The organism is Stenotrophomonas sp. YJH_SMC_6 (genome assembly GCF_059371335.1).
In genome coordinates, this window is sequence record NZ_JCAFUM010000006.1 from 161461 (window position 1) to 184604 (window position 23144).

At 67.3% G+C, this 23144-nt stretch carries 22 protein-coding genes; 11 read left to right on the plus strand and 11 right to left on the minus strand.

Annotated features, from left to right (window positions below; genetic code table 11):
* The first annotated feature begins 3 nt into the window (after positions 1 to 3).
* The 3 genes from AC5P9N_RS08600 (at position 4) to AC5P9N_RS08610 (ending at position 3360) form a co-directional block, all read left to right on the plus strand.
* Positions 4 to 765 (plus strand): gamma-glutamyl-gamma-aminobutyrate hydrolase family protein, encoded by a 762-nt coding sequence (locus AC5P9N_RS08600; protein WP_060379948.1) that lies wholly within the window; start codon positions 4 to 6, stop codon positions 763 to 765.
* A complete protein-coding gene (locus tag AC5P9N_RS08605) occupies positions 762 to 2159 on the plus strand; it encodes a glutamine synthetase family protein (RefSeq protein WP_005408818.1) in 1398 nt (465 codons plus the stop codon). The genes AC5P9N_RS08600 and AC5P9N_RS08605 overlap by 4 nt, the downstream gene beginning before the upstream one ends.
* Positions 2160 to 2250: 91 nt before the next feature.
* Positions 2251 to 3360, plus strand: a complete 1110-nt coding sequence (locus AC5P9N_RS08610; protein ID WP_005408819.1) for a polyamine ABC transporter substrate-binding protein — start codon at positions 2251 to 2253, stop codon at positions 3358 to 3360.
* 38 nt (positions 3361 to 3398) lie between these two features.
* Here AC5P9N_RS08610 and AC5P9N_RS08615 read toward each other — a convergent pair whose 3' ends face one another.
* Positions 3399 to 4799 carry a flavin-containing monooxygenase gene (locus AC5P9N_RS08615; protein ID WP_099595525.1) on the minus strand — a complete coding sequence of 467 codons (1401 nt, stop codon included), beginning with the start codon at positions 4797 to 4799 and terminating at the stop codon, positions 3399 to 3401.
* 273 nt (positions 4800 to 5072) lie between these two features.
* Between AC5P9N_RS08615 and AC5P9N_RS08620 the strand changes: the two genes are divergently transcribed.
* From AC5P9N_RS08620 to AC5P9N_RS08635, 4 genes are all read left to right on the plus strand, one after another.
* The gene (locus AC5P9N_RS08620; protein ID WP_005408821.1) at positions 5073 to 6209 is read left to right on the plus strand and encodes an ABC transporter ATP-binding protein; all 1137 of its coding nucleotides are present in this window, start codon (positions 5073 to 5075) and stop codon (positions 6207 to 6209) included.
* Positions 6206 to 7138, plus strand: a complete 933-nt coding sequence (locus AC5P9N_RS08625; RefSeq protein WP_005408822.1) for an ABC transporter permease subunit — start codon at positions 6206 to 6208, stop codon at positions 7136 to 7138. Before AC5P9N_RS08620 ends, AC5P9N_RS08625 begins: the two co-directional genes overlap by 4 nt.
* Positions 7135 to 7977, plus strand: coding sequence for an ABC transporter permease subunit (locus AC5P9N_RS08630; protein WP_005408823.1), 843 nt, complete (start codon positions 7135 to 7137; stop codon positions 7975 to 7977). The genes AC5P9N_RS08625 and AC5P9N_RS08630 overlap by 4 nt, the downstream gene beginning before the upstream one ends.
* An 83-nt stretch (positions 7978 to 8060) precedes the next feature.
* Positions 8061 to 9425: an NAD-dependent succinate-semialdehyde dehydrogenase gene (locus AC5P9N_RS08635; protein WP_060379950.1), complete on the plus strand. Its 1365-nt coding sequence runs from the start codon at positions 8061 to 8063 to the stop codon at positions 9423 to 9425.
* Positions 9426 to 9566: 141 nt separating this feature from the next.
* Here the strand turns inward: AC5P9N_RS08635 and AC5P9N_RS08640 are convergent, their stop codons facing one another.
* The 8 genes from AC5P9N_RS08640 to AC5P9N_RS08675 form a co-directional block, all read right to left on the minus strand.
* Positions 9567 to 10589: a magnesium and cobalt transport protein CorA gene (locus AC5P9N_RS08640; RefSeq protein WP_005408825.1), complete on the minus strand. Its 1023-nt coding sequence runs from the start codon at positions 10587 to 10589 to the stop codon at positions 9567 to 9569.
* A 6-nt stretch (positions 10590 to 10595) separates the two neighbouring features.
* Positions 10596 to 11846: a lipoprotein N-acyltransferase Lnb domain-containing protein gene (locus AC5P9N_RS08645; protein ID WP_012479659.1), complete on the minus strand. Its 1251-nt coding sequence runs from the start codon at positions 11844 to 11846 to the stop codon at positions 10596 to 10598.
* Positions 11843 to 12724, minus strand: coding sequence for a CorC family transporter (locus tag AC5P9N_RS08650; RefSeq protein ID WP_005408827.1), 882 nt, complete (start codon positions 12722 to 12724; stop codon positions 11843 to 11845). The genes AC5P9N_RS08645 and AC5P9N_RS08650 overlap by 4 nt, the downstream gene beginning before the upstream one ends.
* 64 nt (positions 12725 to 12788) lie before the next feature.
* Positions 12789 to 13376, minus strand: coding sequence for a hypothetical protein (locus tag AC5P9N_RS08655; protein ID WP_172711786.1), 588 nt, complete (start codon positions 13374 to 13376; stop codon positions 12789 to 12791).
* Positions 13376 to 13984 (minus strand): hypothetical protein, encoded by a 609-nt coding sequence (locus AC5P9N_RS08660; protein ID WP_043034380.1) that lies wholly within the window; start codon positions 13982 to 13984, stop codon positions 13376 to 13378. Before AC5P9N_RS08660 ends, AC5P9N_RS08655 begins: the two co-directional genes overlap by 1 nt.
* Before the next feature lie 74 nt (positions 13985 to 14058).
* Positions 14059 to 14667: a hypothetical protein gene (locus tag AC5P9N_RS08665; protein ID WP_005412797.1), complete on the minus strand. Its 609-nt coding sequence runs from the start codon at positions 14665 to 14667 to the stop codon at positions 14059 to 14061.
* 48 nt (positions 14668 to 14715) lie between these two features.
* Positions 14716 to 15201, minus strand: coding sequence for an rRNA maturation RNase YbeY (ybeY, locus tag AC5P9N_RS08670; protein ID WP_005408831.1), 486 nt, complete (start codon positions 15199 to 15201; stop codon positions 14716 to 14718).
* Entirely contained in the window at positions 15198 to 16184 is a 987-nt protein-coding gene (locus AC5P9N_RS08675) for a PhoH family protein (RefSeq protein ID WP_005408832.1), read from the minus strand. Before AC5P9N_RS08675 ends, ybeY begins: the two co-directional genes overlap by 4 nt.
* A gap of 481 nt (positions 16185 to 16665) precedes the next feature.
* On the opposite strand from AC5P9N_RS08675, the gene AC5P9N_RS08680 reads away from it, so the two are divergent.
* The 3 genes from AC5P9N_RS08680 to AC5P9N_RS08690 are packed head-to-tail and all read left to right on the plus strand — an operon-like array spanning position 16666 to position 19675.
* Positions 16666 to 17622, plus strand: a complete 957-nt coding sequence (locus AC5P9N_RS08680) for an HlyD family secretion protein (RefSeq protein WP_059033876.1) — start codon at positions 16666 to 16668, stop codon at positions 17620 to 17622.
* 20 nt (positions 17623 to 17642) lie between these two features.
* The gene (locus tag AC5P9N_RS08685; protein ID WP_005408834.1) at positions 17643 to 18566 is read left to right on the plus strand and encodes an ABC transporter ATP-binding protein; all 924 of its coding nucleotides are present in this window, start codon (positions 17643 to 17645) and stop codon (positions 18564 to 18566) included.
* Entirely contained in the window at positions 18563 to 19675 is a 1113-nt protein-coding gene (locus AC5P9N_RS08690) for an ABC transporter permease (protein ID WP_099484734.1), read from the plus strand. Before AC5P9N_RS08685 ends, AC5P9N_RS08690 begins: the two co-directional genes overlap by 4 nt.
* A gap of 190 nt (positions 19676 to 19865) precedes the next feature.
* On the opposite strand, the gene miaB is transcribed toward AC5P9N_RS08690, so the two are convergent.
* Both miaB and AC5P9N_RS08700 read right to left on the minus strand, forming a co-directional pair.
* On the minus strand, positions 19866 to 21284 hold the full coding sequence (gene miaB, locus AC5P9N_RS08695; RefSeq protein WP_099474839.1) for a tRNA (N6-isopentenyl adenosine(37)-C2)-methylthiotransferase MiaB: 1419 nt from the start codon (positions 21282 to 21284) through the stop codon (positions 19866 to 19868).
* Positions 21285 to 21432: 148 nt separating this feature from the next.
* The gene (locus AC5P9N_RS08700; RefSeq protein ID WP_005408837.1) at positions 21433 to 22053 is read right to left on the minus strand and encodes a glutathione S-transferase family protein; all 621 of its coding nucleotides are present in this window, start codon (positions 22051 to 22053) and stop codon (positions 21433 to 21435) included.
* Positions 22054 to 22133: 80 nt separating this feature from the next.
* Here AC5P9N_RS08700 and AC5P9N_RS08705 point away from each other — a divergent pair, with 80 nt between their 5' ends.
* Positions 22134 to 23102 carry a helix-turn-helix transcriptional regulator gene (locus AC5P9N_RS08705; protein ID WP_033834738.1) on the plus strand — a complete coding sequence of 323 codons (969 nt, stop codon included), beginning with the start codon at positions 22134 to 22136 and terminating at the stop codon, positions 23100 to 23102.
* Positions 23103 to 23144: the final 42 nt, after the last annotated feature.

Here is a 23144-nt window from a genome sequence, read left to right on the forward strand (position 1 = left end):
CCCATGCGCCGCCTGCCCTGGGTGGGCCTGCCCACCGACAGCACCGTGCTCGGCCATCACCGTTTCGCGGTGGCTGGCGAGAAGTACGTGCGCGCGCTGGTCGAGGCCGCCGAGGTGACCCCGGTACTGTTGCCGAGCATGCAGCCGCCGCTGCCGGCCGGCGACTGGCTGCAGGGGCTCGATGGCCTGCTGTTGACCGGTGCGGTCAGCAACATCGAACCGCAGCATTACGACGGCGGTCGCAGCTGGCCGGGCAATCCGCATGACCCGGCCCGTGACGCCAACGCGTTCGCGCTGCTGCACGAGGCGCTGGCGCTGGACCTGCCGGTGCTGGCGATCTGCCGCGGCCTGCAGGAGCTGAACGTTGCGCTGGGTGGCACGTTGCATCCGCAGGTGCACGCGGCGCCCGGTCTTTCGGATCATCGTGAAAACCCGAAGGCGCCGGTTGATGTGCAGTACGGGCCGGCCCATGCGGTCGCCCTGGCGGCGGATGGCTGGCTGGCGCAGTGGCAAGGCGGTGACCGCGCACAGGTCAATTCGGTTCACGGGCAGGGCATCGACCGACTGGCACACGGGCTGCAGGTCGAGGCCAGGGCCGATGATGGACTGGTCGAGGCAGCGCGCAGCCCACGCCATCGTTTCGTGCTCGGCGTACAGTGGCACCCGGAGTGGCGTGTCATGGACTCGCCGTTCTATCACGCTATTTTCCGTGCGTTCGGCCAAGCTTGCCGGCAGCACCAACAGAACCGACTGGATTCCCGATGAGTTCCCGAACGCGCCCGCGCAAGACGGCTACGCCCCCCGCACCGCAGGAAAGCAGCCTGCTGCGCTGGCTGAAGGAGCGGCGCATCACCGAGGTCGAATGCCTGGTGCCGGACATCACCGGCAACGCGCGCGGCAAGATCATTCCCGCCGACAAGTTCTCGCATGATTACGGTACGCGGCTGCCCGAAGGCATTTTCGCCACCACCGTCACCGGCGAGTTCCCTGATGACTACTACGAGCTGACCTCGCCGTCGGACTCGGACATGATGCTGCGTCCTGATCCGGACACGGTGCGCATGGTGCCGTGGGCGGCCGACGCCACCGCGCAGGTCATCCACGACTGTTACACCAAGAACGGTGAGCCGCACGAGCTGGCGCCACGCAACGTACTGCGCCGCGTGCTGGCGGCCTACGCCGAGCTGGGCCTGCGCCCGGTGGTGGCGCCGGAGCTTGAGTTCTTCCTGGTGCAGAAGAACACCGACCCGGACTTCCCGCTGCTGCCACCGGCCGGCCGCTCCGGGCGCCCGGAAACCGCGCGGCAGTCGTACTCGATCGATGCGGTCAACGAATTCGACCCGATCCTCGACCTGATGTACGACTACGCCGATGCGATGAAGCTGGATGTGGACACGCTGATCCACGAATCCGGTGCGGCGCAGCTGGAGGTCAACTTCACCCATGCCGATGCGATGGACCTGGCCGACCAGGTGTTCCTGTTCAAGCGCACCATGCGCGAGGCGGCGATGCGCCACGGCGTGTATGCCACCTTCCTGGCCAAGCCGATGGAGAACGAGCCGGGCAGTGCCATGCACATCCACCAGAGCCTGGTGCGGGTGAGCGACGGCAGCAATGTGTTCGCTGGCGATACCGATGCCGAAGGCGAGTTCAGCCCGGTGTTCGGCCACTATCTGGGCGGCCTGCAGAAATACGCGCCGCAGGCGATGGCGTTCTTCGCGCCGAACGTGAATTCCTACCGCCGGCTGGTGTTCGGCGAAGTCTCGCCGAGCAACGTGCACTGGGGCTTCGACAACCGCACCTGTGGCCTGCGCGTGCCGCTGGACACGCCGGAAAACATGCGCGTGGAGAGTCGTTTCGCCGGTTCCGACGCCAACCCCTACCTGGCGATGGCGGCGACTCTGGCCTGCGGCCTGCTGGGCATCCGCGAGCGGTTGGCACCGGATGCGCCGGTGACCGGCAGCGCCAAGGAACTGGGCTACAACCTGCCGCGCTCGCTGGGCGAAGCGCTGGATGGGCTGGAGCAGTGCAGCGAACTGCAGGCCCTGCTGGGCGAGCGCTTCTGCCGGGCCTACATCTCGGTGAAGCGCAAGGAATACGAGACCTTTTTCCGTGTCATCAGCTCGTGGGAGCGCGAGTTCCTGCTGCTGAACGTCTGAGCATCCGGAATAGAAAAATCCGCCGCCGGGGGGTAGGCTGGCACCCGTCGCCGGCCCCGCCGGCCCCCCTTCCCGCATTCTGGAGCACCCGATGAAGCTGCGTATCCTCACGCTCGGCCTGGCCTCCGCCATGCTCGCCGCCTGTGGCGGTGGCAATGGCGGCGCGCAGGACAGCCAGGTCCTGAACGTCTACAACTACAGCGATTACATCGCCGAGGACACCATCCCGACCTTCGAGAAGGAGAGCGGCATCAAGGTGACCTACGATGTGTTCGACAGCGATGAGATGGTCGAGACCAAGCTGCTGGCCGGCAACAGCGGCTACGACGTGGTGGTGCCGACCCTGAACTTCTTCGGTCGCCAGATCCAGGCCGGTGTGTTCCTGCCGCTGGACAAGAGCAAGATCCCGAACCTGGCCAATCTCGATCCGGCGGTGATGAAGCGCATCGCCACCCAGGACCCGGGCAACCAGTACGGCGTGCCGTACATGATCGGCACCACCGGCATCGGCTACAACGTGGAGATGCTGAAGCAGCGTTTCGGTGGCAGCACCGACATCGCCAACAGCTGGGACCTGGTGTTCAAGCCGGAGAACATCAGTAAGATGAAGGACTGCGGCGTGACCATCCTGGACACGCCGGCCGACATGATCCCGATTGCGCTGCATTACCTGGGCCTGGACCCGCACAGCGGTGACCCGGCCGAGCTGCAGAAGGCGGCCGACCTGCTGAAGTCGATCCGACCGTACGTGCAGAATTTCCACTCCTCGCAGTACGTGGGTTCGCTGGCCAATGGCGGCACCTGCCTGGTGGTCGGCTGGTCGGGTGACATCATCCAGGCCCGCGACCGCGCCGAGGAAGCCAGCAATGGCGTGCACGTGGCCTATTCGATCCCGAAGGAAGGCGCCCCGCAGTGGTTCGACATGCTGGCGATCCCGAAGGACGCCAAGCATCCGGAGGCCGCTTACGCCTTCATCAATTACCTGCTGCAGCCGAAGGTTGCCGCGGCCAACACCAACTTCATCCACTACGCCAACCCGGTGCCGACCGCGACCCCGCTGGTGGATGAGGCGATCCGTACCGACCCGACCATCTACCCGCCGGCCGACGTGGCCGCGAAGATGTTCACGTATTCGATCAACACGCCGGAGACCGACAAGCTCTACACCCGGCTGTGGACCGAGGTGAAGACCGGCCGTTGAGCCGGCCTGGTGCCGCCGGGTCATGCCCGGCGGCTGCCTTACCCTGGGTCGATGCCGGTACTCCCGCTTCGGCCCAGGTGCCGCAGGATGGCAGGCAGCAGGTCGCGTGCATCGCGACCGCCGTTGCACAGGAACGATGAACTCATCCGCTGCAGGTTGTGCATGCCGATGAAGAACAGCCCCGGTTGCGGTGAAACACCGAAGTCGCCGAGCGGGTAGCCATGTGCATCCAGCGCGCCCGGTACGTCGAGCCAGGGCCATTCGGCGACGAAGCCGGTGGCCAGCACCACCGAGCGGATGCCTTCCGCCTGCAGATCCAGTTCACGCGGGGCGGCGTCCGGCTCCCAGTGCAGATAGACCTCCTCCGGAATGTGGCGGGCATCGTCGGTGCGTGGCTCGGGACGCGTGGCGTAGTACGCGCTGGCCAGCGAATCAAGATAGGCGTACTCGGCCTGCGTGGCCTCGATCGCGGTACGCAGCTGCGGGCGCACATCGGCGAAGCGGGCGACGTTTCCATCGAAGCCCTGCAACCGGCCCAGCAGCCTGATGCCCGCGCGGTGCATCGCCAGCAGGCTGATCGAGCTGCCCAGGCCACCGTTTCCCTTGCCGGAAATAAGCGGGAACTCCGCGGTGCGGGCCTTGCGCAGTGCATCCGGTTCCCCGGCAAGTACGCCCGCCGCTTCACTCACATGTTGATGGATGCGCCCGGCCATGTCCCACCAGGTCATCGAGTCCTTGCCGCGCAGCCGGCGGGTATGCGAATGCCGCTGGGCCAGTGACCAGTGCACGCTGCGACCGCTGTCGCGCAGGTCCTGGGCGATCTGCGCGCCGGACTGCCCACCCCCGATGACCAGCACGGCGCCATCGGGTAGCTGACGGGCACTGCGGTAGTCGCCCGAGTGCAGCACGGTCAGGCCTGGCGCGGGCGCGAACGGGACCCGGGGCATCCGTGCGCGGCGGTATTCACCGGTGGCGACCACCACCGAGCGGGCATGGATCAGCCCCTGGCTGCTGTGGATGGCGTAGCCACCGGGCCCAGGCCCAACCCGATGCACCCCGCATCCCTCGTTGATCGGCAGGGAACGCTCGTGGGCATAGTCGCGGAGGTGCCGGATCACCTCCGGGGCGCCCATGAAGCCATCCGGGTCATCGCCGGCATAGGCATGACCATGCAGGGCCATCGTCGCGTTGGCGGTGTTGGTCTGGAACGACTCCCAGCGCCGCTGCCAGCTGGCGCCTACGGTTTCGGCCTCCAGCACGCGATGCTCGACGCCGGCTTCCTGCAGGAGCGCGCTGAGCGACAGCCCGGCCTGGCCGGCGCCGATGATGACCAGCGGCAGCCTTGCAGGCAGGGAGCCCGGCAGGCGGGGCGGGAAAGGGGAGGGGCTGTCCGGGGAAGTCACCAGGGTGGGTCCATGCAAGGCCTTGATCAGGGCCATTGCGCGGGGAATGCCCCGGGCCTTCAACAGATCCGGTTCTGAAAAACGTTGCAGATCGAGGCGTCGCCTGTGATGTCTGGCCGGGACGACCGCAGGGTCGTCCCGGGGAGCCCGGGCCTCTGCGCGGGCAGGCCACCATGGCGGGGGAAAACCGACACTCCTGGGGCCCCCGGAGCCGGCCAGCGGCCGCTTCCGCCTGCCGCCGTCATATCCCCTGGGCCCCCCGGCCGTTAGAATGGCGGCCGCTGTCCACCGCCCGCTCCCGGAGCCCCCATGCCCGTTGAAGCCCAGCCGGTAGCCACCGTCGTCGACACGACCGGTGCGCCCGGCTATCTCTCCATTCGTGACCTGCGCAAGGAATTCGACGGTTTCGTCGCCGTCGACGACGTCAACCTGGACGTGCGCAAGGGCGAGATCTTTGCCCTGCTCGGTGGCTCCGGCAGTGGCAAATCGACCCTGCTGCGCTGCCTGGGCGGCTTCGAGACGCCCACCAAGGGCAGCATCACCCTCGATGGCCAGCGCCTGGACGCGCTGCCGCCGTACCAGCGGCCGGTCAACATGATGTTCCAGTCCTATGCGCTGTTCCCGCACATGACGGTCGAGCAGAACATTGCCTTCGGCCTGAAGCAGGATGGCCTGGGCAAGGATGCGATCGGCAAGCGCGTGGGCGAGATGCTCGACCTGGTGCAGATGGGCCACCTGGGCAAGCGCAAGCCACACCAGCTGTCCGGCGGCCAGCAGCAGCGCGTGGCGCTGGCGCGGTCGCTGGCCAAGGGGCCGAAGCTGCTGCTGCTGGACGAGCCGATGGGCGCGCTGGACAAGAAGCTGCGCTCGCAGATGCAGCTGGAACTGGTCAGCATCATCGAATCGTCGGGCGTGACCTGCGTGATGGTCACCCACGACCAGGAAGAAGCGATGACCATGGCCACCCGCATCGCGGTGATGGATGCCGGCTGGATCCAGCAGGTCGGCAAGCCGGACGAGGTCTACGAGCAGCCGGCCAACCGCTTCGTCGCCGAGTTCATCGGTTCGGTCAACCTGTTCGACGGGGTGATCGACGAGGACCTGCCGGAGTACGTGACCGTACGCTCGCCGCTGTTCCCGGCGCCGATCTACATCGCCCATGGCATCACCGGTTATGAAGGGCAGCCGGTCGCGTTCGCGCTGCGCCCGGAGAAGGTGATGATCGGCAAGGACGAACCGGAAGGGCACACCAACAAGGCCCAGGGCGTGATCGAGGACATCGCCTACTTCGGCAGCCATTCGGTCTACCACGTGCGCCTGCCCAGCGGCGCCAAGGTACTGGCCAACTTCGCCAATTCGCAGCGCTGGGCCAGTGATGGCCTCACCTGGGGCGACGAGGTGTGGGTGCACTGGCGCGACAACGACGGCGTGGTGCTCACCTCATGAGCACCGCCGGCCTGAAGCGCTGGCTGCCGGGGCTGCGTGCCACGGTGATCGGCATTCCGTACCTGTGGCTGCTGCTGTTCTTCGCAGTGCCGTTCCTGATCGTGCTGATGATCAGCTTCTCGCTCAGCCGGGTCGGCTCGCCGCCGTACACCTGGCTGCTGCAGTACGCCGACGGCGGTTTCTCGCTGAAGCTGAACCTGGAAAACTACCTGGCGCTGTTCCGCGATTCGATCTATGCCCAGGCCTTCCTGAGCTCGATCAGGATCGCGGCGATCTCGACCTTCCTGACGCTGCTGATCGGCTATCCGATGGCCTATGCCATCGCGCGCCTGTCGCCCGCCGCTCGCAACGTGGCGATGATGCTGGTGGTGCTGCCGTCGTGGACCTCATTCCTGATCCGCGTGTATGCATGGAAGGCGATCCTGGACCGCAACGGCCTGCTCGACCAGTTCCTGCAGTTCACCGGCCTGCAGACGCTGATGACGTCGATGGGCCTGCCGAAACTGCAGCTGATCGACACCCCGACCGCCGCCTACATCGGCATCGTCTACTGCTATCTGCCGTTCATGGTGCTGCCGCTGTACGCCAATCTGGTCAAACATGACCACCGCCTGCTGGAGGCGGCCTACGACCTCGGTGCCAAGCCGTGGCAGGCGTTCCTGCGCATCACCCTGCCGTTGTCCAAAGCGGGCATCATCGCCGGCTGCATGCTGGTGATGATTCCGGCGATCGGTGAATTCGTGATCCCGGAAATGTTGGGTGGCTCGGAGACGCTGATGGTGGGCCGCCAGCTGTGGAACGAGTTCTTCAACAACCGCAACTGGCCGGGCGCCTCGGCGATGGCGGTGGCGATGATCCTGTTGCTGCTGGTGCCGATCCTGCTGTTCAACCGTTCCCAGCAGCGCCTGCTGGAAGGGAAGCAGGCATGAGCCCGCGTAGCGCAAAGGGCCTGGGGCTGGGCGTGCTGCTGCTCGGCTTCGCCTTCCTGTACCTGCCGATCCTGCTGTTGATGTTCTATTCGTTCAACAGCTCGCGGCTGGCGATGGTCTGGGCCGGGTTCTCCACCCGTGCCTACAGCGACCTGTTCGCCGACCGCGCGCTGATGGATGCGATGTGGACCAGCCTGGTGGTGGCGTTCTGGACCGCCTGTACCGCCACCGTGCTGGGTACGCTGGCGGCGATGGTGATGACGCGCTTCAAGCGCTTCCGTGGCAAGCCGCTGTTCGGCGCGCTGGTGACCGCACCGCTGGTGATGCCGGATGTGATCCTGGGCTTCTCGCTGATGGCGCTGCTGGCCTCGATGGGCGCGATTCCCGGCTTCCCGGCACGCGGCCTGGCCACCATCTGGATCGCCCACGTCACCTTCACCCTGTGCTTCGTCACCGTGGTGGTGTCCTCGCGGCTGCAGGAAATGGACCTGTCGCTGGAAGAAGCGGCGATGGATCTGGGCGCCAGCCGGCTGACCGTGTTCGGCCGCATCACCCTGCCGATCATCGCGCCGGCGCTGGTGGCGGGCTGGCTGCTGGCGTTCACCCTGTCGCTGGATGACGTGGTGGTGGCCAGCTTTGTCGCCACGCCGGGCTCGACCACGCTGCCGATGAAGGTGTTCGCCTCGGTGCGCATGGGCATCAGCCCGAAGATCAACGCGTTGGCCACGCTGCTGGTGTCGGCGGTGTCGATCGCCGCGGTGATCGGCTGGTACATCAACGCCCGCGCCGAGAAGCGGCGCCAGCGCGACCTGCAGCTGGCGCGGCAGGACAACGGCTGAGCACACGGTCTGCCGACAACGCCGGCAACACCCGGCTCACAGCCGGCGGCGCACAATGGGGGTCTTCCAGATGGAGATCCCCCATGACCGTCGAGATCGTCGACCCGGCCACCGGACAGGTGACCTACCGCCATGAACTGATGGGCGCAGCCGACATCGAGCAGCGCCTGCAGGCCGCTGCCGATGCATTTCCGGGCTGGGCAGATCGCTCGCTGCAGGACCGCGGCGCCATCCTTCGCCAGATCGCCGCGCAGCTGCGCACGCGGCGCGACGACCTGCAGCAGGCGATGACCCACGAGATGGGCAAGCTCAAGGCCGAGGCACTGGCCGAGGTCGACAAGTGCGCTGCCGCCTGCGAGTACTATGCCGATCACGCGGCCGACTATCTCAAGCCGCAGCTGATCGATACCGAAGCCCAGCGCAGCTACGTGCGCTACGAGCCGATCGGCTGCGTGTTCGCGGTGATGCCGTGGAATTTCCCGATCTGGCAGGTGTTCCGTTTCCTCGCCCCGGCGTTCATGGCTGGCAACGTCGCCCTGCTCAAGCACGCCAGCAACGTGCCGCAGTGCGCCGACCTGATCCTGGCGGTGTGCCGTGACGGCGGCCTGCCTGATGGCGTGTTCGACGTGCTGCACATCGACAACGACCAGGCCGCCGGCGTGCTGCGCGACGCACGGGTGAAGGCGGTGACGCTGACCGGCAGCGAGCGGGCAGGGCGCTCGATCGCCTCCAATGCCGGCAGCCAGCTGAAGAAGTCGGTGATGGAGCTGGGTGGCAGCGATGCCTTCGTGGTGCTCGACGATGCCGACCTCGACAAGACCGTGACCGCGGCAGTGAAGTCGCGCTTCGACAACAGCGGGCAGACCTGCATCGCGGCCAAGCGCTTCATCGTGGTCGAGGCGGTGGCCGATGAATTCACCCGTCGCTTTGTGCAGGCGGCAGGCGAGCGCCAGTACGGCGATCCCGATGAGCGCGGTACCACGCTGGCGCCGATGGCTCGCGCCGACCTGCGTGACGAACTGCACAAGCAGGTGCAGGCCAGTGTGGCCAAGGGCGCGCGGGTGCTGATCGGTGGTGAGCCGATTGCCGGCACCCATGCCGGCTATCCGGCCACGGTGCTCGACCAGGTCGGCCCGGGCATGCCGGCGTATGACGAGGAGCTGTTCGGGCCGGTGGCCGCAGTGATCCGGGTCAAGGATGAGGCCGAGGCACTGCGCGTGGCCAACGACACCCGCTTCGGCCTGGGCGGCAGCGTGTGGACTGGCGATCCGGTACGCGGCGAGCGCTTCGCGCAGCGCATGGAATGCGGTGCGGCGTTCGTCAACGCCATCGTCAAGAGCGACGCGCGGCTGCCGTTCGGCGGCAGCAAGCAGTCAGGCTTTGGTCGGGAGCTGGCTGACCATGGCATCCATGAGTTCATGAACATCAAGACCGTCTACGTGGCTTGATCCCGAACGGTAGTGCCGGCCGTTGGCCGGCATTGCCGGGTTGCCGGCCAGCGGCCGGCACTACCAGAAGCGGGGCATGTGCCACGACCAACGGTCGTGGCCTACCGTTTTTGGTGGGTATCGACCGTTGGTCGATACGCGCTACAACCACTTCGCGCGCTTGAACAACCGATACAGCCCCACGCACACACCGCCCACGCCAACGATCATCAGCGGGTACGACCAGGGTTCGCTCAGCTCCGGCATGTGACTGAAGTTCATGCCGTACCAGCTGGTGATCAGCGTCGGCGCGGCGAGCAGCGCAGCCCAGGCGCCCAGCCGCTTGACCGTCTCGCCCTGCGCCAGTGTCACCAGCGAAAGGTTCACGCTCAGCGCAGTGCCCAGCATCTCGCGCAGGGTGTCGATCACATCGCTGATGCGCACCGCATGGTCATGCACGTCACGCACGTAGAGCTTCACTTCATCGGGAATCAGTTCGCCCTGGTAGCGGCGCAGCTGCGCCAGCACGTCCTGCAACGGCGCCACCGCCATCCGCATCTTGTTCAGTTCGCGCTTGAGCTCGTACAGCCGCACCACCGTGCTGCGCTTGTAGGTGTCGGCGAAGATGTCCTTTTCCAGCAGGTCCAGGGTGTCGCGGAAGCGGTGCACGATCGGCAGGTAGTTGTCGACCACGAAGTCGGTCACCGCGTACAGGCAGTACGACGGGCCCATCTTCAGCAGCTGCGGCTCGCGCTCGACGCGTGCGCGCACCGGCGCGTAGGAAAGCGAGGCGCCGTGGCGGACCGTCACCAGGAAGCGCGGGCCGAGGAAGGCATGGGTTTCGCCATACTGGATGCGTTCGTCGACCATCTGCGCGGTGGTCACCACCACGAACAACGAGTTGCCATAGGTCTCGACCTTGGGCCGCTGGTGCGCGTTCCGCGCATCCTCGATGGCCAGGTCGTGCAGGCAGAATTCTTCCTGCAGTTTCAGCAGCACGTCTTCGTTGGGGTCGTACAGGCCGACCCAGACGAAGCCGTTGCCGCTGGCAATGACATCGCTGATGGCATCCAGGCTGATGTCGTGGCGCTTGCCCTCGTCATCGTAGTGGACGCAGTTGATGACGCAGGTAGGGTTGGCCGAAGCGGGGGCGGAAGCGGAGGCGGGCAATGACATGCCCGCCATCGTGCGTCAGGGCCGTGTTTCGGACAAGTGAGGACGACGCGCCAGCACCCACGCCAGTGCCATGTGCACCGGCAGCAGCAGCACGATCCACTGCACGTTGTACTGCGCCTGCAGGCTCAGCCAGTGCAGCACCAGCGCGGCCACCGCCTGTACCGCCAGCAGCCACAGCACGATCCTGAACATGCGTCCCGGCACGCGCCGGCGCAGCAGTGCGATCGCGCCCGGCAGCAGCAGCACGGCCAGTGGCGAAAGCAGCAGCAGGTTGCGGTTGGCCCATGCAGCGTAGTGGATGCTGAAGCCCCACAGGAACACCAGCACGCCACCGAACAGGGCGCACAGCAGCCAGAACGGCAGGGCCAGCCCGGCCAGCAGGCGCGGGCGGTTGCGCAGCGCCAGCACGCCAGCGGCGATCACCAGGCCGCACAGCAGCCACGGCCACCAGCGGCGTGCGAACTCCTTCGGCTCCGGATCGATGCGGTGCGGCAACAGTTCCTGTTCGGACTGCACCAGCGGCCGGCCATCGCTGTTGCGTGCCTGGCGCAGGGCATCGGCCAGGCGCATCGGGACGAACGCTTCCTGCCAGCGCGACAGCGGCTGGTCGGCAAACGGTCCGAGGCCCACGTCGAAGCCCAGCCACATCCATGGTGCCGGCGAGGCCAGACGGACCGATTCACTGCGATAGGTGTTGCCACGCGAACGCCCCGACAGCTGCGACTGCAGGCCGCCGCCGAGTGCCTTGTCCAGCGTGTCGCGCACCATCGTCGCGCAGTTGGCAGTGTAGTAATCGTAGTGGTAACGCGCGTTTTCCGGCTTGGCCCGCTCGGCCAGGCCGGCGGCCAGCGAGCGCGCCTGGTCCGGGCGCAGGTCCAGCCATTGCACGCTGGCGCCACGGCCGGTCTCGTCGTAGTACGACAGGTCCTGCTGCAGCGGCAGCGCCACCAGGTAGTACATCATGTCGCCGCGCGCGAAGCGGCTGATGAAATCGTCCTCGGACGGATCGAAGTAGCCGAAGTTGTACGAGGTCGCTTCACCGCTGAGCGGATCGACCACCACGATGGCGTCATGGCCGAAGCGTTCGAAGAACACCGTGCCCGGCTGCATGGTCACCACGCCGATGCGCGGAGCAGGGGCTTCAGCGCTGGCCGCGGGCACGGCAGGTGTGGCCGGCGCCGGCTGCGCGAAGGCGGCCAGCGGCAGGGCCATGGCCAGCACGTAGAGTGCCAGCCACACCATGAGGATCAGGCCGCGGCGCTTCAAGCGTCGTCCTGCGCGTCCGGCGGCAGCACGGTCACGTGGAAGGCTTGTACCCGGCGCGCATCGGCGCGGGCCACGCGGAACATGAAGCGGTCCAGCGCCAGCTCGTCACCGACTTCCGGCAGGTGGCCCACGGCCTCGGTGACCAGGCCGCCGATGGTGTCGTAGTCCTCGTCGGAGAAGGTCGCGCCGAAACGCTCGTTGAAGTCGCCGATCGGGGTCAGCGCGTCGACCACGTACTGGCCGTCGGACTGGATCGCGATCTGCGCCGAGGGATCCTCGGCCTCGTCATGCTCATCGTCGATCTCGCCGACGATCTGTTCCAGCACGTCCTCGATGGTGACCAGGCCGGCGACACCGCCGTACTCGTCCACCACGATGGCCATGTGGTTGCGCGACAGGCGGAATTCCTTCAGCAGCACGTTGAGCTTCTTCGCTTCCGGGATCAGGACCGCCGGGCGCAGCAGCTCGCGCACGTTGGCCGGACCGTTGTCGGCGACCACGCCGCGCAGCAGGTCCTTGGCCAGCAGGATGCCAAGGATGTCGTCCTTGTTCTCGCCGTGCACCGGGAAGCGTGAATGGCCGGATTCGACCACCTGCTTCATCAGTTCCAGGAAGGGCGCTTCAACCGGCAGCGAGACCATCTGCGAGCGCGAGATCATCACGTCGCCCACGGTCAGCTCGGCCACCGAAATGGCGCCTTCCATCATCTTCAGGGTATCGGCGGCGATCAGACCCTCTTCCTGCGCGGTGTGCAGGACTGCGACCAGCTCGTCGCGGGTATGGGGTTCGCCGGAGAAGGCGGAGGTCAGGCGTTCAAGCCAGCCGCGCTTCTTTTCACTGTGCTCCGCAGGGGAGCTACTACTGTCGTCTTCTGACATCTCTGGAAAAAAGGCACCCGGCAGGCCGGGCGTTGACCCAAGTCTAGCAGGATGTGACGGCCTGTCAGTGACTGCCGGTGGCCGGGGCTGGGGCGGCCGCGGCCGGCGCCTCTTCGGGCAGGTCCAGGCTGTAGGTGCAGCCGGCCAGGGTCTTGCCCGGGTGGGAGGCCACGGTGGAGACGCTGAGGATGATCGACTCGATCTGGGCCTCGCCGGTCTTCGGGTCGGTCACGTCGCGGCTGACCAGCTCGCGGCCGGCCATGAACTTGCCGTCCTGGTCGTAGCCGGTCTCCAATTCCAGCCGTTTGGCCAGCGGGCGTGGGTCGGCCTGGTCGAGGACGGCCATGACGCTGGCGCCGGCCACCGCCACCCGATCGGTCTGTTGGCCGAAGACGGTGATCGGGCTGGCCAGCCGGAACTCGCTCATGAACTGGTTGCCCTGCGGCAGCGGCTGCAGGCCCTGGGCCACGGCCTTCAGCGGATCGGCCAGCAGCGGCGCCAGCGCGGCCTGCTCGGCCACGCCCTGGCGGCATTCGATGAGGGCCGGCAGGTCCAGGCGGGTGGCGAAGGCGGAGGGAGCGGCGAGGGCACAGAGCAGGGGCAGACAGCAGCGCAGTGACACGGTCGGTTTCCGCAGGCGAGGGGCCGCCATCATAGCCCCGGCGAGCGTCGGAACAGCCCGCTTAGAAGGCGCAGGAAACCGGTCATCGCCCGCCGTACGACCATCAGTGAGAGAGTCAGCACGACCGCAAGCATGGCGACCTGCATCGATTGCCCCGCGATGCGCGCCACCGCCGGCCACAGGCCCGGGCTGGTCAGCCAGGGCATCAGTTCCGCCGCGGCTGTCCTGGCCACTTTCATGTAGATCACGGCCAGCACGAACAGCACCAGCAGCGAGGTGCGGCTGGCGTGGAAGAACGGCAGTGCATTGACCGGCCTGCCAAACCGCTGCTGCAGCAGCGTTCGCCACAGCACTGGCAAGGTCAAGGCACCGACCAGTATCAGCACCATCGACGTTTCCCACAGCCCCGGCAGGTGGGCGGGTTCCGCTCTACCTGTGAAGTGCGGGCCGAACATGCCGATCGCCAGCCCGGCCAGCAGGCACACGGGCGACAGCAGGGCCAGGCTGCGCAGCAGCCAGTGCCTGCCGCCGGGGTCGCGGGCGCTGATGCGGCGCACGGTGTGAGCGCCCAGCACCAGCAGGCCCGCGAGCAGGCCGGCGGCCATCGCAAACGTCGTGAAGCTGTTCCCTGGGTTCATCCTTTTTCCTTCCGCGTCCTGGCCGGTGTTGAACAGTAGCTCAGCGCATGGCTGGCACTCCAGCCGTGGCGCAGTCAGGGCGGACTCCAGCGCGTGGCCGCTGGGTACCAGCGCAGCCTGACCGGGTAGCCCAGTCGCGCCTGCAGGTGGTCACGCACGGCCGCCGCCGTCGCGCGGTTGGCTGGGGTATCCCGCAGCTCCACCTCCAGCTCCCCGGTCTTGACATCCAGGCCATGGCCGAACAGGTCGGGCAGCTGGGCCCGCAGCCAGTCCTGCTGTGCGTGCAGGCGGCGCGTCATCTCCGCTTCGGTCATCGCGGCGCCGGTGATGTAGCGCACACGTTGCGGGCCATCCGCCCCTGGATGTGTCTCATCGGCCTCGGGTGCGGCGCCTGTCAGTCGCACGACAACGTTCCAGCCCCTCGCATTGTCCACCCAGATGCCGGCCAGACGTGCCGCGTGCCGCGCTTCCAGGCGCTCGATCAGTGCCCGTTGCTGGGCAGTGGCGACGATGTTGCGGGTGTCGCGCTCGCTGCTGCCGAAGAACGCCCGTAGTTCGGCGATCTTTGCGGCGATGTCGGCCTCGCTGTCGCTGGCGGGGAACGGTGAGGGACGGTCAGGATCGGGCATCAGGCCTGCCCCGGACTGCAGTAGCGCGGCAAGCACAAGTGCGGGCAGGGTCATGCTGCGCTCCTCTTCCGTGAGTGTGTGGGCTCGGAACAGGGCCCGGTGTCAGCGCTCGCCCGCGTAGGGGTCGTCGATGCCCAGCTCGGCCAGGATCTCCCGTTCCAGCTGTTCCATCGCTTCGGCTTCCTTGTCGTCCTCGTGGTCCCAGCCGAGCAGGTGCAGCACGCCGTGCACGGTCAGGTGCGCGTAGTGGGCGTTGAGCGCCTTGCCCTGTTCGTCGGCCTCCCGCGCTACGACAGGTGCACAGATCACCAGATCGCCGAGCAGCGGGAACTTGACGCCCTTGGGCAGGCCTTCGGGCACTTCGGCCGGGAAGCTGAGCACGTTGGTGGCGTAGTCCTTGCCACGGTAGTGGCGGTTCAACGACTGGCCTTCCTTGGCGTCGACCACGCGGATGGCCAGGTCGGCCTCGCGGATGCGGCCCTTCAGCGCGGCAGCCACCCACTTGCGGAAGCTCACTGCCGCCGGCAGGCCGGCACGTGGCAGGGCATAACTGACGGCGACGTCCAGTCGCACGGGACCACGGGTCATGGAGTTGCTCCAGGTTGGATCTGATGCAGGTCGCGGCGGTCGTAGGCGCTGACGATGCGCGCCACCAGCGGGTGGCGGACCACGTCGCGGGATTCGAAGAAGGTGAAGCTGACACCCTCCACGTCGCGCAGCACATCGATGGCGTCGCGCAGGCCCGACTTCACGTGCTTGGGCAGGTCGGTCTGGGTCAGGTCACCGGTGACCACCGCGGTGGAGCCGTAGCCGAGGCGGGTCAGGAACATCTTCATCTGCTCGATGGTGGTGTTCTGTGCTTCGTCCAGGATCACGAACGCATCGTTGAGCGTGCGGCCGCGCATATAGGCCAGCGGCGCGATCTCGATGACGTTCCTTTCCAGCAGCTTGACCACCTTTTCCACGCCCATCATCTCGTACAGGGCGTCGTACAGCGGTCGCAGATAGGGATCGACCTTCTGGCTCAGGTCGCCGGGCAGGAAGCCCAGCTTCTCGCCGGCTTCCACCGCGGGACGGACCAGGATCAGCCGCTGCACCCGCGATTCGTTCAGCGCTTCGACTGCGCTGGCCACGGCCAGGAAGGTCTTGCCGGTGCCGGCCGGCCCGATGCCGAAGTTGATGTCGTGGGTTGCGATCTGGTGCAGGTAGCGGGCCTGGTTGGCACCGCGCCCGCGTACCGTGCCGCGCTTGACCTTGATCGCCACCTCCTGCGCTTCGTAGGAGCGTTCGGCGATCTGCTCGACATTGGCCTGCGCCAGGCGCAGGTGGATGGCGTGGTTGTCGAAGGTGGTTTCGCCGGCTTCGGCGTACAGCGCTTCAACCAGCTTCTGCGCCTCGACGATGGCTTCCTTCGGCCCGCTGATGCGGAACACGAAGCCACGGTTGGCGATTTCCACGCCGAGTTTCAGTTCGATCTGCCGCAGGTGCCCGTCGAACGGGCCACACAGGTTGGCCAGCCGTTCGTTGTCTTCCGGCGACAGGGTGAAGTCTCGATGCTCGATGCTTTTCATTGCTTCGGGTGGGGCGGACGCCTTCCACCGCAGTGTATTCAGGGGAGACAAGGGTAGCGCGCGTGCGGGGCACACGGCCAGCAGACGGTCGATACAGCGTTTTCCACACCCGGTGTGGACGGGGGGCGCGAAAACCTGTGGATAGACCTTCGCAATGCTTGTGCCACAAGGCCCATGAGGTCCTGGTGAAAAAAACGTCATGGTCGCTCGTCGCTTCGGCAGCACTGCCGCGGGGGCCTGCACGGGGGCATTCATCGTGACGACAGTGCAGGTTTCGTTGCCGGGCGAGCAACAAAGCTGGGCGCTGGCGGATTTCCACAACGGTTGTGGAATGATGCCGAATCAACCTGTGGATAGGTGGTGCGGAGCCTTGCAGCAAAAGGCGTGCCGGCGCGTGGCGAAAAAACCGCCAGGGCTGATCGGAATCATTGAGGGTGCACGGGGCACATGGCACCGTGTCGCCGTCGCAGGAGGGGATGGCATGGGCATCGGCAACGGGATGCGAGGAATCGGACTGGCGGGCATCGGCCTGCTGGCCGGGTGTGTGCAGTCAACACCGACTGCACTGGGCACGCTGGAGTGGGACCGGATCACGGTGCCGGCGCCGGCGGCCGAAGTGATCGCCACGGTGGAGGTGCGCGAGGGACAGCAGGTCAAGGCCGGCGCCGTGCTGATGCAGCTCGACCCGGCCCGCGGCGACGCGCAGTTCGCCGCAGCGCAGGCTGATACAGCGCGTGCGCAGGCGCAGCTGGAAGAACTGAAGATCGGCCCACGCCAGGAGCAGATCGCGCAGGCCCAGGCGCAACTGGCCGCGCTGCGCGCACAGGCTGCCGAAGCAAGTGCCTATTACCGGCGGGTCCAGCCGTTGGCACAGCAGCGCTTGATTGCCGCCGCTGAGCTGGATCGTGCACGTGCCGCCGCCGGCAATGCCGAGGCCAGCGTGCGTGCTGCCGAGCAGGCCTGGCTGGAGCGGGTGCACGGCAGCCGTGTGCAGGATATCGCCCAGGGCCAGGCCGCCGCCGATGCCGCGCAGGCGCAACAGGCAGTGCAGGCCGTGAACCTGCAGAAGCTGCAATTGCGTGCGCCGCGCGACGGCGTGGTCGATGCCTTGCCTTACCGGCAGGGCGACCAGGCGCCGGTCGGCGCGCCGCTGGCGGTGATGCTGGTCGGCGAGCGCCCCTATGCGCGCGTGTACCTGCCGCAGCCATTGCGGTTGCAGGTCAAGGTCGGGCAGGTCGCGCAGGTGCATCTGGAAGGGCAAGGCGCTGCGTTGAAGGGGCATGTGCGCTCGATCCGCAGCGAGCCTTCATTTACTCCGTACTACGCACTGACCGGTGACGACGTCGCGCGCCTGAGCTACCTCGCCGAGATCGAAGTGGACGCTCCCTCCGACATGCAGAAGCTGCCGGCGGGAATGCCGGTGCAGGTGAGCTTCTGAACACCGGCAACGACATCGCGGTGCATGCCCAGGGCCTGACCCGCCGCTTCGGCGATCTGCTGGCCGTGGACAATGTCGACCTGACCGTGCCGCGTGGCCAGGTCTATGGCTTCCTGGGCCCGAACGGGTCGGGCAAGTCGACCACCATCCGCATGCTGTGCGGCCTGCTGGAACCGAGCGCCGGCCAGATCGAGGTGCTCGGCCTGGCCGTGCCGGAGCAGGCCGAGGCACTGCGCCGGCGCATCGGCTACATGACCCAGCGTTTCTCGTTGTATGAAGACCTTTCGGTGCGCGAGAACCTGGAATTCCTCGCCGCCATCCAGGACCTGCCGCGTACGCAGGCCCGGCAGCGGGTCGACGAACTGCTGCAGCAGTACCGTCTCCTGGACCGGCAGCCGCAGCTGGCCGGCACCCTCAGTGGTGGCCAGAAGCAACGCTTGGCGCTGGCTGGCGCCGTCGTGCACGCGCCCGAGCTGTTGTTCCTGGACGAGCCGACCAGCGCGGTCGACCCGGAGTCACGCCGCGATTTCTGGGAGGCCCTGTTTGAACTTGCCGACGCCGGTACCACCGTGCTGGTATCGACCCACTACATGGACGAAGCCGAGCGCTGCCACCGGCTGGCGATCCTCGATCGAGGCGCACTGGTCGCCGATGGCACGCCGGCCGAACTGTGTGCACAGCTGGACGGCCGCACGCTGCAGGTCACGTCGGCGCAGCCGCGGCAGGCCAGCCGCGCATTGTCTGAGCTGCCCGGCGTGCTGAGCGTGGCACAGATCGGCACGCAGCTGCGCGTGCTGTGCAGCGAGGGGGCCGCCGATGCGCCAGCGTTGCGGCGCGCGCTGGCCAGCGCCGATCCGCAGGCCCGCATCGAGGCGGTGGCGCCGAACCTGGAAGACGTCTTCGTCGCCGCCACCCGCGGCCGTGGCCGGGAGCCAGCGGCATGAACCTGCGCCGGCTGTGGGCGATCATGCTCAAGGAATTGCGCCAGCTGCGCCGCGACCGCATCACGCTGGCGATGATCGTCGGCATTCCGGTGATGCAGCTGCTGCTGTTCGGCTACGCGATCAATCTCAACCTGCGCCACCTCGACGCCGGTGTCGCCGACCAGGCCAACAGTGCGGCGTCACGCGCGCTGGTGCAGGACATGGTCGCCACCGGCGTGATCACGCCGCGCAGCGAAGCCTATACGCCCGACCAGTTGACGCAGGCGCTGCGCCGTGGCGAGATCAGTGTCGGCATCGTGGTGCCGGCCGACTTCGAGCGCCGTCGCTTCGATGGACGCGAGGCGGTGCAGGTGCTGGTTGATGGCAGCGACACCGTGGTGCAGAGCGCGGCGATCCAGCTGGCGCAGGTGCCGCTGGAGACGCGACCGACCAGCAACACGCGGCCGCTGCGCGAAGGCAGCATCGCCGGTGGTCCAATCAGCGTGACCAGCTTCTACAACCCGCAGCGGCGTTCGGCGGTTAACATCGTGCCAGGCCTGATCGGGGTGATCCTGACCATGACCCTGGTGATGTTCACGGCGGTGGCGGTGGTGCGTGAACGCGAGCGCGGCAACATGGAGCTGCTGATCGCCACGCCGGTGTCGCGCAGCGAACTGATGGTTGGTAAGGTGCTGCCCTATGCAGCCATCGGCCTGCTGCAGACCACGCTGGTGCTGGTGCTGGGCACCTGGCTGTTCCAGGTGCCGATCCGCGGCAGCCTGCTCGATATCTACCTGGCCGCGGTGCTGCTGGTGCTGGCCAACCTCGCACTGGGGCTGCTGATTTCCACGCGCGCGCGCTCGCAGTTCCAGGCGATGCAGATGACCCTGTTCCTGTTCCTGCCGTCGATCCTGCTGTCGGGCTTCATGTTCCCGTTCGCGGGCATGCCGCGGCCGGTGCAATGGCTGGCCGAAGTACTGCCGCTGACCCACTTCCTGCGCCTGGTGCGCGGCATCATGCTGCGCGGCGCCTCGCTGTGGGAGCTGTGGCACGACGCGCTGGCGCTGCTGGCCTTCATCGCGGTGATGATGACCCTGGCGATCCTGCGTTTCCGCAAGCGTTTGGATTGAGGCATGCCGACCAACGGTCGGCATCCACCCTGGTAGGTGCCGACCGTTGGTCGGCATCAATTCGGTGGGTGCCGACCGTTGGCCGGCATCAACTCCGGTGGGTGCCGACCGTTGGTCGGCATCAATTCGGTGGGTGCCGACCGTTGGTCGGCATCAACTCCGGTGGGTGCCGACCGTTGGTCGGCGCACCTTATTCCGCCACCACGCGCGCGCGCAGCGAATTGGTCAGCGCCTCGGTGATCACCACATCCACGAACTGGCCGATCAGCCGCGCCGGCGCCGGGAAGTTCACCGAACGCATGTTCTCGGTCTTGCCGGTCAGTTCGTTCGGGTTCTTGCGCGAAGGGCCTTCCACCAGCACGGTCTGCACGGTGCCGACCATCTTCTCGGAGATGCCGGCGGCGTGCGCATTGATGCGCTCCTGCAGGCGCGACAGGCGCGCGTGCTTCTCGGCATCGCTGATCGTGTCCTCCAGGTCGGCCGCCGGGGTCCCCGGGCGGCGCGAATAGATGAAGGAGAAGCTGTGGTCGAAGCCGATGTCCTCGATCAGCTTCATGGTCTTCTCGAAATCGGCATCGGTTTCGCCGGGGAAGCCGACGATGAAGTCCGAGCTGATCGAGATGTCCGGGCGCACCGCGCGCAGCTTGCGGATCTTCGACTTGAATTCCAGCGCGGTATAGCCGCGCTTCATCGCCGACAGTACGCGATCGCTGCCGGCCTGCACCGGCAGGTGCAGGAAGTTGGCCAGCTTCGGCACGTCGCGGAACGCATCGATCAGCGAGTCGCTGAACTCCAGCGGGTGCGAGGTGGTGAAGCGGATGCGGCCGACGCCGTCGATCTCGGCGATGGTCCGGATCAGCAGGCCGAGATCGGCGAACTCGCCATCTCCATAGGGGCCGCGATAGGCATTGACGTTCTGCCCGAGCAGGTTGATTTCGCGCACGCCCTGCGCGGCCAGCTGCGCCACTTCCACCACCACGTCCTCGAACGGGCGGCTGACTTCGGTGCCGCGGGTGTAGGGCACCACGCAGAACGAGCAGTACTTCGAGCAGCCTTCCATGATCGACACGAACGCCGAAGCGCCTTCGGCACGCGGTTCCGGCAGACGGTCGAACTTCTCGATCTCGGGGAAGCTGATGTCCACCTGCGGGCGCTTCTGCTCGCGTCGGGCGCGGATCAGCTCCGGCAGCCGGTGCAGGGTCTGCGGGCCGAACACAAGGTCCACGAACGGCGCACGCTTGATGATCGCCTCGCCTTCCTGCGAGGCAACGCAGCCGCCCACGCCGATGATGACCTCGCGGCCCTTGTTCTTCAGGCCCTTCCAGACGCCCAGCTGGCTGAACACCTTCTCCTGCGCCTTCTCGCGGATGGAACAGGTGTTGACCAGGATGACGTCGGCGTCTTCCGGGGTATCGGTCAGTTCCAGGCCATCGCTGGCGGCGAGCACGTCGGCCATCTTGGCCGAGTCGTACTCGTTCATCTGGCAACCGTGGGTCTTGATGTACAGCTTGCCTTTCACCTGGTCGGGCTTGCGCGGACCGGCGGGCAGGGCAACGAGCGGGGCACCGCCCGGCGGGGCGGGCGGAAAGACGTCTGGCGTCCCGGTCATGGCGCTTAATCCATTCGGGTGGCGGGAAAGCCGGCAATTCTACCTGCATCCCGGCGCGTACGCCGCGCTGTGCGCTCGCGGGGCACGGCCCCGCGCTACCCGCATCCCGCCGGCCCCGGTAGCGCCGGGCGGTGCCCGGCGGGCGCCCTTACGCCGCCGCCAGCTCCGCATCGATCTGCCGCGAACGGTCGAACGCGGTCATCGCGCTCATCCGTGCGATGTAGTCAGCCGTGGCCGGCGCCGGCTGTACCAGGCCAAAGGCCGTGGTCCACGCCAGTGCATTGCCCCACAGCACGTCGGCGGCGCTCATGACCTCGCCCAGCAGGTACGGGCCCTGCGCCAGCTGGGCCTCGACCACCTGCAGCACGGTCTCGGCATCGTTGTACGGCGACATCAGGCGCGGCGGCGGCTCGCGGTGCATCGCCTTGTCGATCATCGCCGGCTCGAAACAGGCGCCATAGAAGGCCATCCAGCGCAGGTAGGGGCCGCGCAGGGCGTCGCCGATCGGCGGTGCCAGCCCGGCTTCCGGATACAGGTCGGCCAGGTACAGATAGATCGCCACCTGCTCGGTCACCAGTGCGCCGTTGTGGACGATGGCCGGCACCTTGCCCATCGGGTTGATGGCCAGGTAGGCCGGGGCCAGGTTGGCGCCGGCTTTCAGGTCCAGCACCTGCATGCGGTAGTCGGCACCCAGCGCTTCGAGCAGGGCCACGGCGCCGCTCGAGCGGGAACGGGCGGCGTGGTACAGGGTGATCTGGCGTGAATTCATGGCATTGCTCCTTGCGGTGGGTGGTGAACTGGAGGCCATCCTGGGGCACTATTGCGGACGACTTCTGTCCTCGATCCTTCATGCGCCATACCGCCCATCGTCTGCTGCGCCTGATCGCCCTGCTGCAGGCCCGCCGCCAGTGGTCCGGGGCCGAGCTCGCCGAGCGCATGGGCGTGGACCGGCGCAGCATCCGCCGTGATATCGAGCGCCTGCGCGAGCTGGGCTATCCGGTGCAGGCCTCGTCCGGGGTCGGCGGCGGCTACCAGTTGGGGGCCGGGGCCCCGGTGCTGCCGATGCTGCTGGACGAGGAGGAGGCGACCACCCTGGCCATCGCCCTGCGCGCGGCCTCGGCCACCGTTGCCGGGATCGACGACACCGCGCGTGGCCTGTTGTCCAAGCTCGATCCGCTGGTGCCGACCCGTCGTCGCCAGCAGGCCGGCGAGGTGCATGCAGCGACGGCCACCCTGTCCGACCTTCCGTCCACCGACGCACGCCTGCTCGGGCGGCTGGCCCAGCACTGCCGACAGGCGTCACGGCTGGCCTTCGAATACCGCAGCGCGCAGGAAGCCGTCACCCAGCGCGAGGTTGAGGCCCAGCACCTGGTCAATTACGGGCGACGCTGGTATCTGCTTGCCTGGGACCTGGGGCGGCAGGACTGGCGCACCCTGCGCGTGGACCGCATGGGCGCCGTACGTGAGTGCGCCGGGCCGGGCCTGCACCGGCGCACCCCGGCGCCGCCCGATGTGATGGTGCGGCAGGCGGTCAGCCAGGCGCCGTTCGCGCTGCAGGCCATCCTCCGCCTGTCCGGCAGCCATTCCGAGCTGGAAGGCCGCATCCCGCCGTGGTGTGGAGTACTGGAAGCGGATGGCCCAGACCACTGCCTGCTGCGCATGGGCGCCGAGAGCCGCGGCATGATGCTGGCGCAGATTCTCAGCCTGGACCGCCTGCCCGTGGCGCTTTGGACCACCCCGCCGGGCCTGCGCGACGAACTGGCACAGCGCCTGGCGGGCCTCGGCCAGCTGCTGGCTGTGCCGCCGGTCACAGGCTGAGCCACGTCGCTTGGCAAGCCCCGGCGAAGCTGGGACACTCGC

What these genes read in the sequence shown, in the direction of transcription:
- AC5P9N_RS08600 (WP_060379948.1), top strand. Translation starts at nt 4, where the DNA reads ATGCGCCGCCTGCCCTGGGTGGGCCTGCCCACCGACAGCACCGTGCTC.
- AC5P9N_RS08605 (WP_005408818.1), top strand. Translation starts at nt 762, where the DNA reads ATGAGTTCCCGAACGCGCCCGCGCAAGACGGCTACGCCCCCCGCACCG.
- AC5P9N_RS08610 (WP_005408819.1), top strand. Translation starts at nt 2,251, where the DNA reads ATGAAGCTGCGTATCCTCACGCTCGGCCTGGCCTCCGCCATGCTCGCC.
- AC5P9N_RS08615 (WP_099595525.1), bottom strand. Translation starts at nt 4,799, where the DNA reads ATGGCCCTGATCAAGGCCTTGCATGGACCCACCCTGGTGACTTCCCCG.
- AC5P9N_RS08620 (WP_005408821.1), top strand. Translation starts at nt 5,073, where the DNA reads ATGCCCGTTGAAGCCCAGCCGGTAGCCACCGTCGTCGACACGACCGGT.
- AC5P9N_RS08625 (WP_005408822.1), top strand. Translation starts at nt 6,206, where the DNA reads ATGAGCACCGCCGGCCTGAAGCGCTGGCTGCCGGGGCTGCGTGCCACG.
- AC5P9N_RS08630 (WP_005408823.1), top strand. Translation starts at nt 7,135, where the DNA reads ATGAGCCCGCGTAGCGCAAAGGGCCTGGGGCTGGGCGTGCTGCTGCTC.
- AC5P9N_RS08635 (WP_060379950.1), top strand. Translation starts at nt 8,061, where the DNA reads ATGACCGTCGAGATCGTCGACCCGGCCACCGGACAGGTGACCTACCGC.
- AC5P9N_RS08640 (WP_005408825.1), bottom strand. Translation starts at nt 10,589, where the DNA reads ATGGCGGGCATGTCATTGCCCGCCTCCGCTTCCGCCCCCGCTTCGGCC.
- AC5P9N_RS08650 (WP_005408827.1), bottom strand. Translation starts at nt 12,724, where the DNA reads ATGTCAGAAGACGACAGTAGTAGCTCCCCTGCGGAGCACAGTGAAAAG.
- AC5P9N_RS08655 (WP_172711786.1), bottom strand. Translation starts at nt 13,376, where the DNA reads ATGGCGGCCCCTCGCCTGCGGAAACCGACCGTGTCACTGCGCTGCTGT.
- AC5P9N_RS08660 (WP_043034380.1), bottom strand. Translation starts at nt 13,984, where the DNA reads ATGAACCCAGGGAACAGCTTCACGACGTTTGCGATGGCCGCCGGCCTG.
- AC5P9N_RS08665 (WP_005412797.1), bottom strand. Translation starts at nt 14,667, where the DNA reads ATGACCCTGCCCGCACTTGTGCTTGCCGCGCTACTGCAGTCCGGGGCA.
- ybeY (WP_005408831.1), bottom strand. Translation starts at nt 15,201, where the DNA reads ATGACCCGTGGTCCCGTGCGACTGGACGTCGCCGTCAGTTATGCCCTG.
- AC5P9N_RS08675 (WP_005408832.1), bottom strand. Translation starts at nt 16,184, where the DNA reads ATGAAAAGCATCGAGCATCGAGACTTCACCCTGTCGCCGGAAGACAAC.
- AC5P9N_RS08680 (WP_059033876.1), top strand. Translation starts at nt 16,666, where the DNA reads ATGGGCATCGGCAACGGGATGCGAGGAATCGGACTGGCGGGCATCGGC.
- AC5P9N_RS08690 (WP_099484734.1), top strand. Translation starts at nt 18,563, where the DNA reads ATGAACCTGCGCCGGCTGTGGGCGATCATGCTCAAGGAATTGCGCCAG.
- miaB (WP_099474839.1), bottom strand. Translation starts at nt 21,284, where the DNA reads ATGACCGGGACGCCAGACGTCTTTCCGCCCGCCCCGCCGGGCGGTGCC.
- AC5P9N_RS08700 (WP_005408837.1), bottom strand. Translation starts at nt 22,053, where the DNA reads ATGAATTCACGCCAGATCACCCTGTACCACGCCGCCCGTTCCCGCTCG.
- AC5P9N_RS08705 (WP_033834738.1), top strand. Translation starts at nt 22,134, where the DNA reads ATGCGCCATACCGCCCATCGTCTGCTGCGCCTGATCGCCCTGCTGCAG.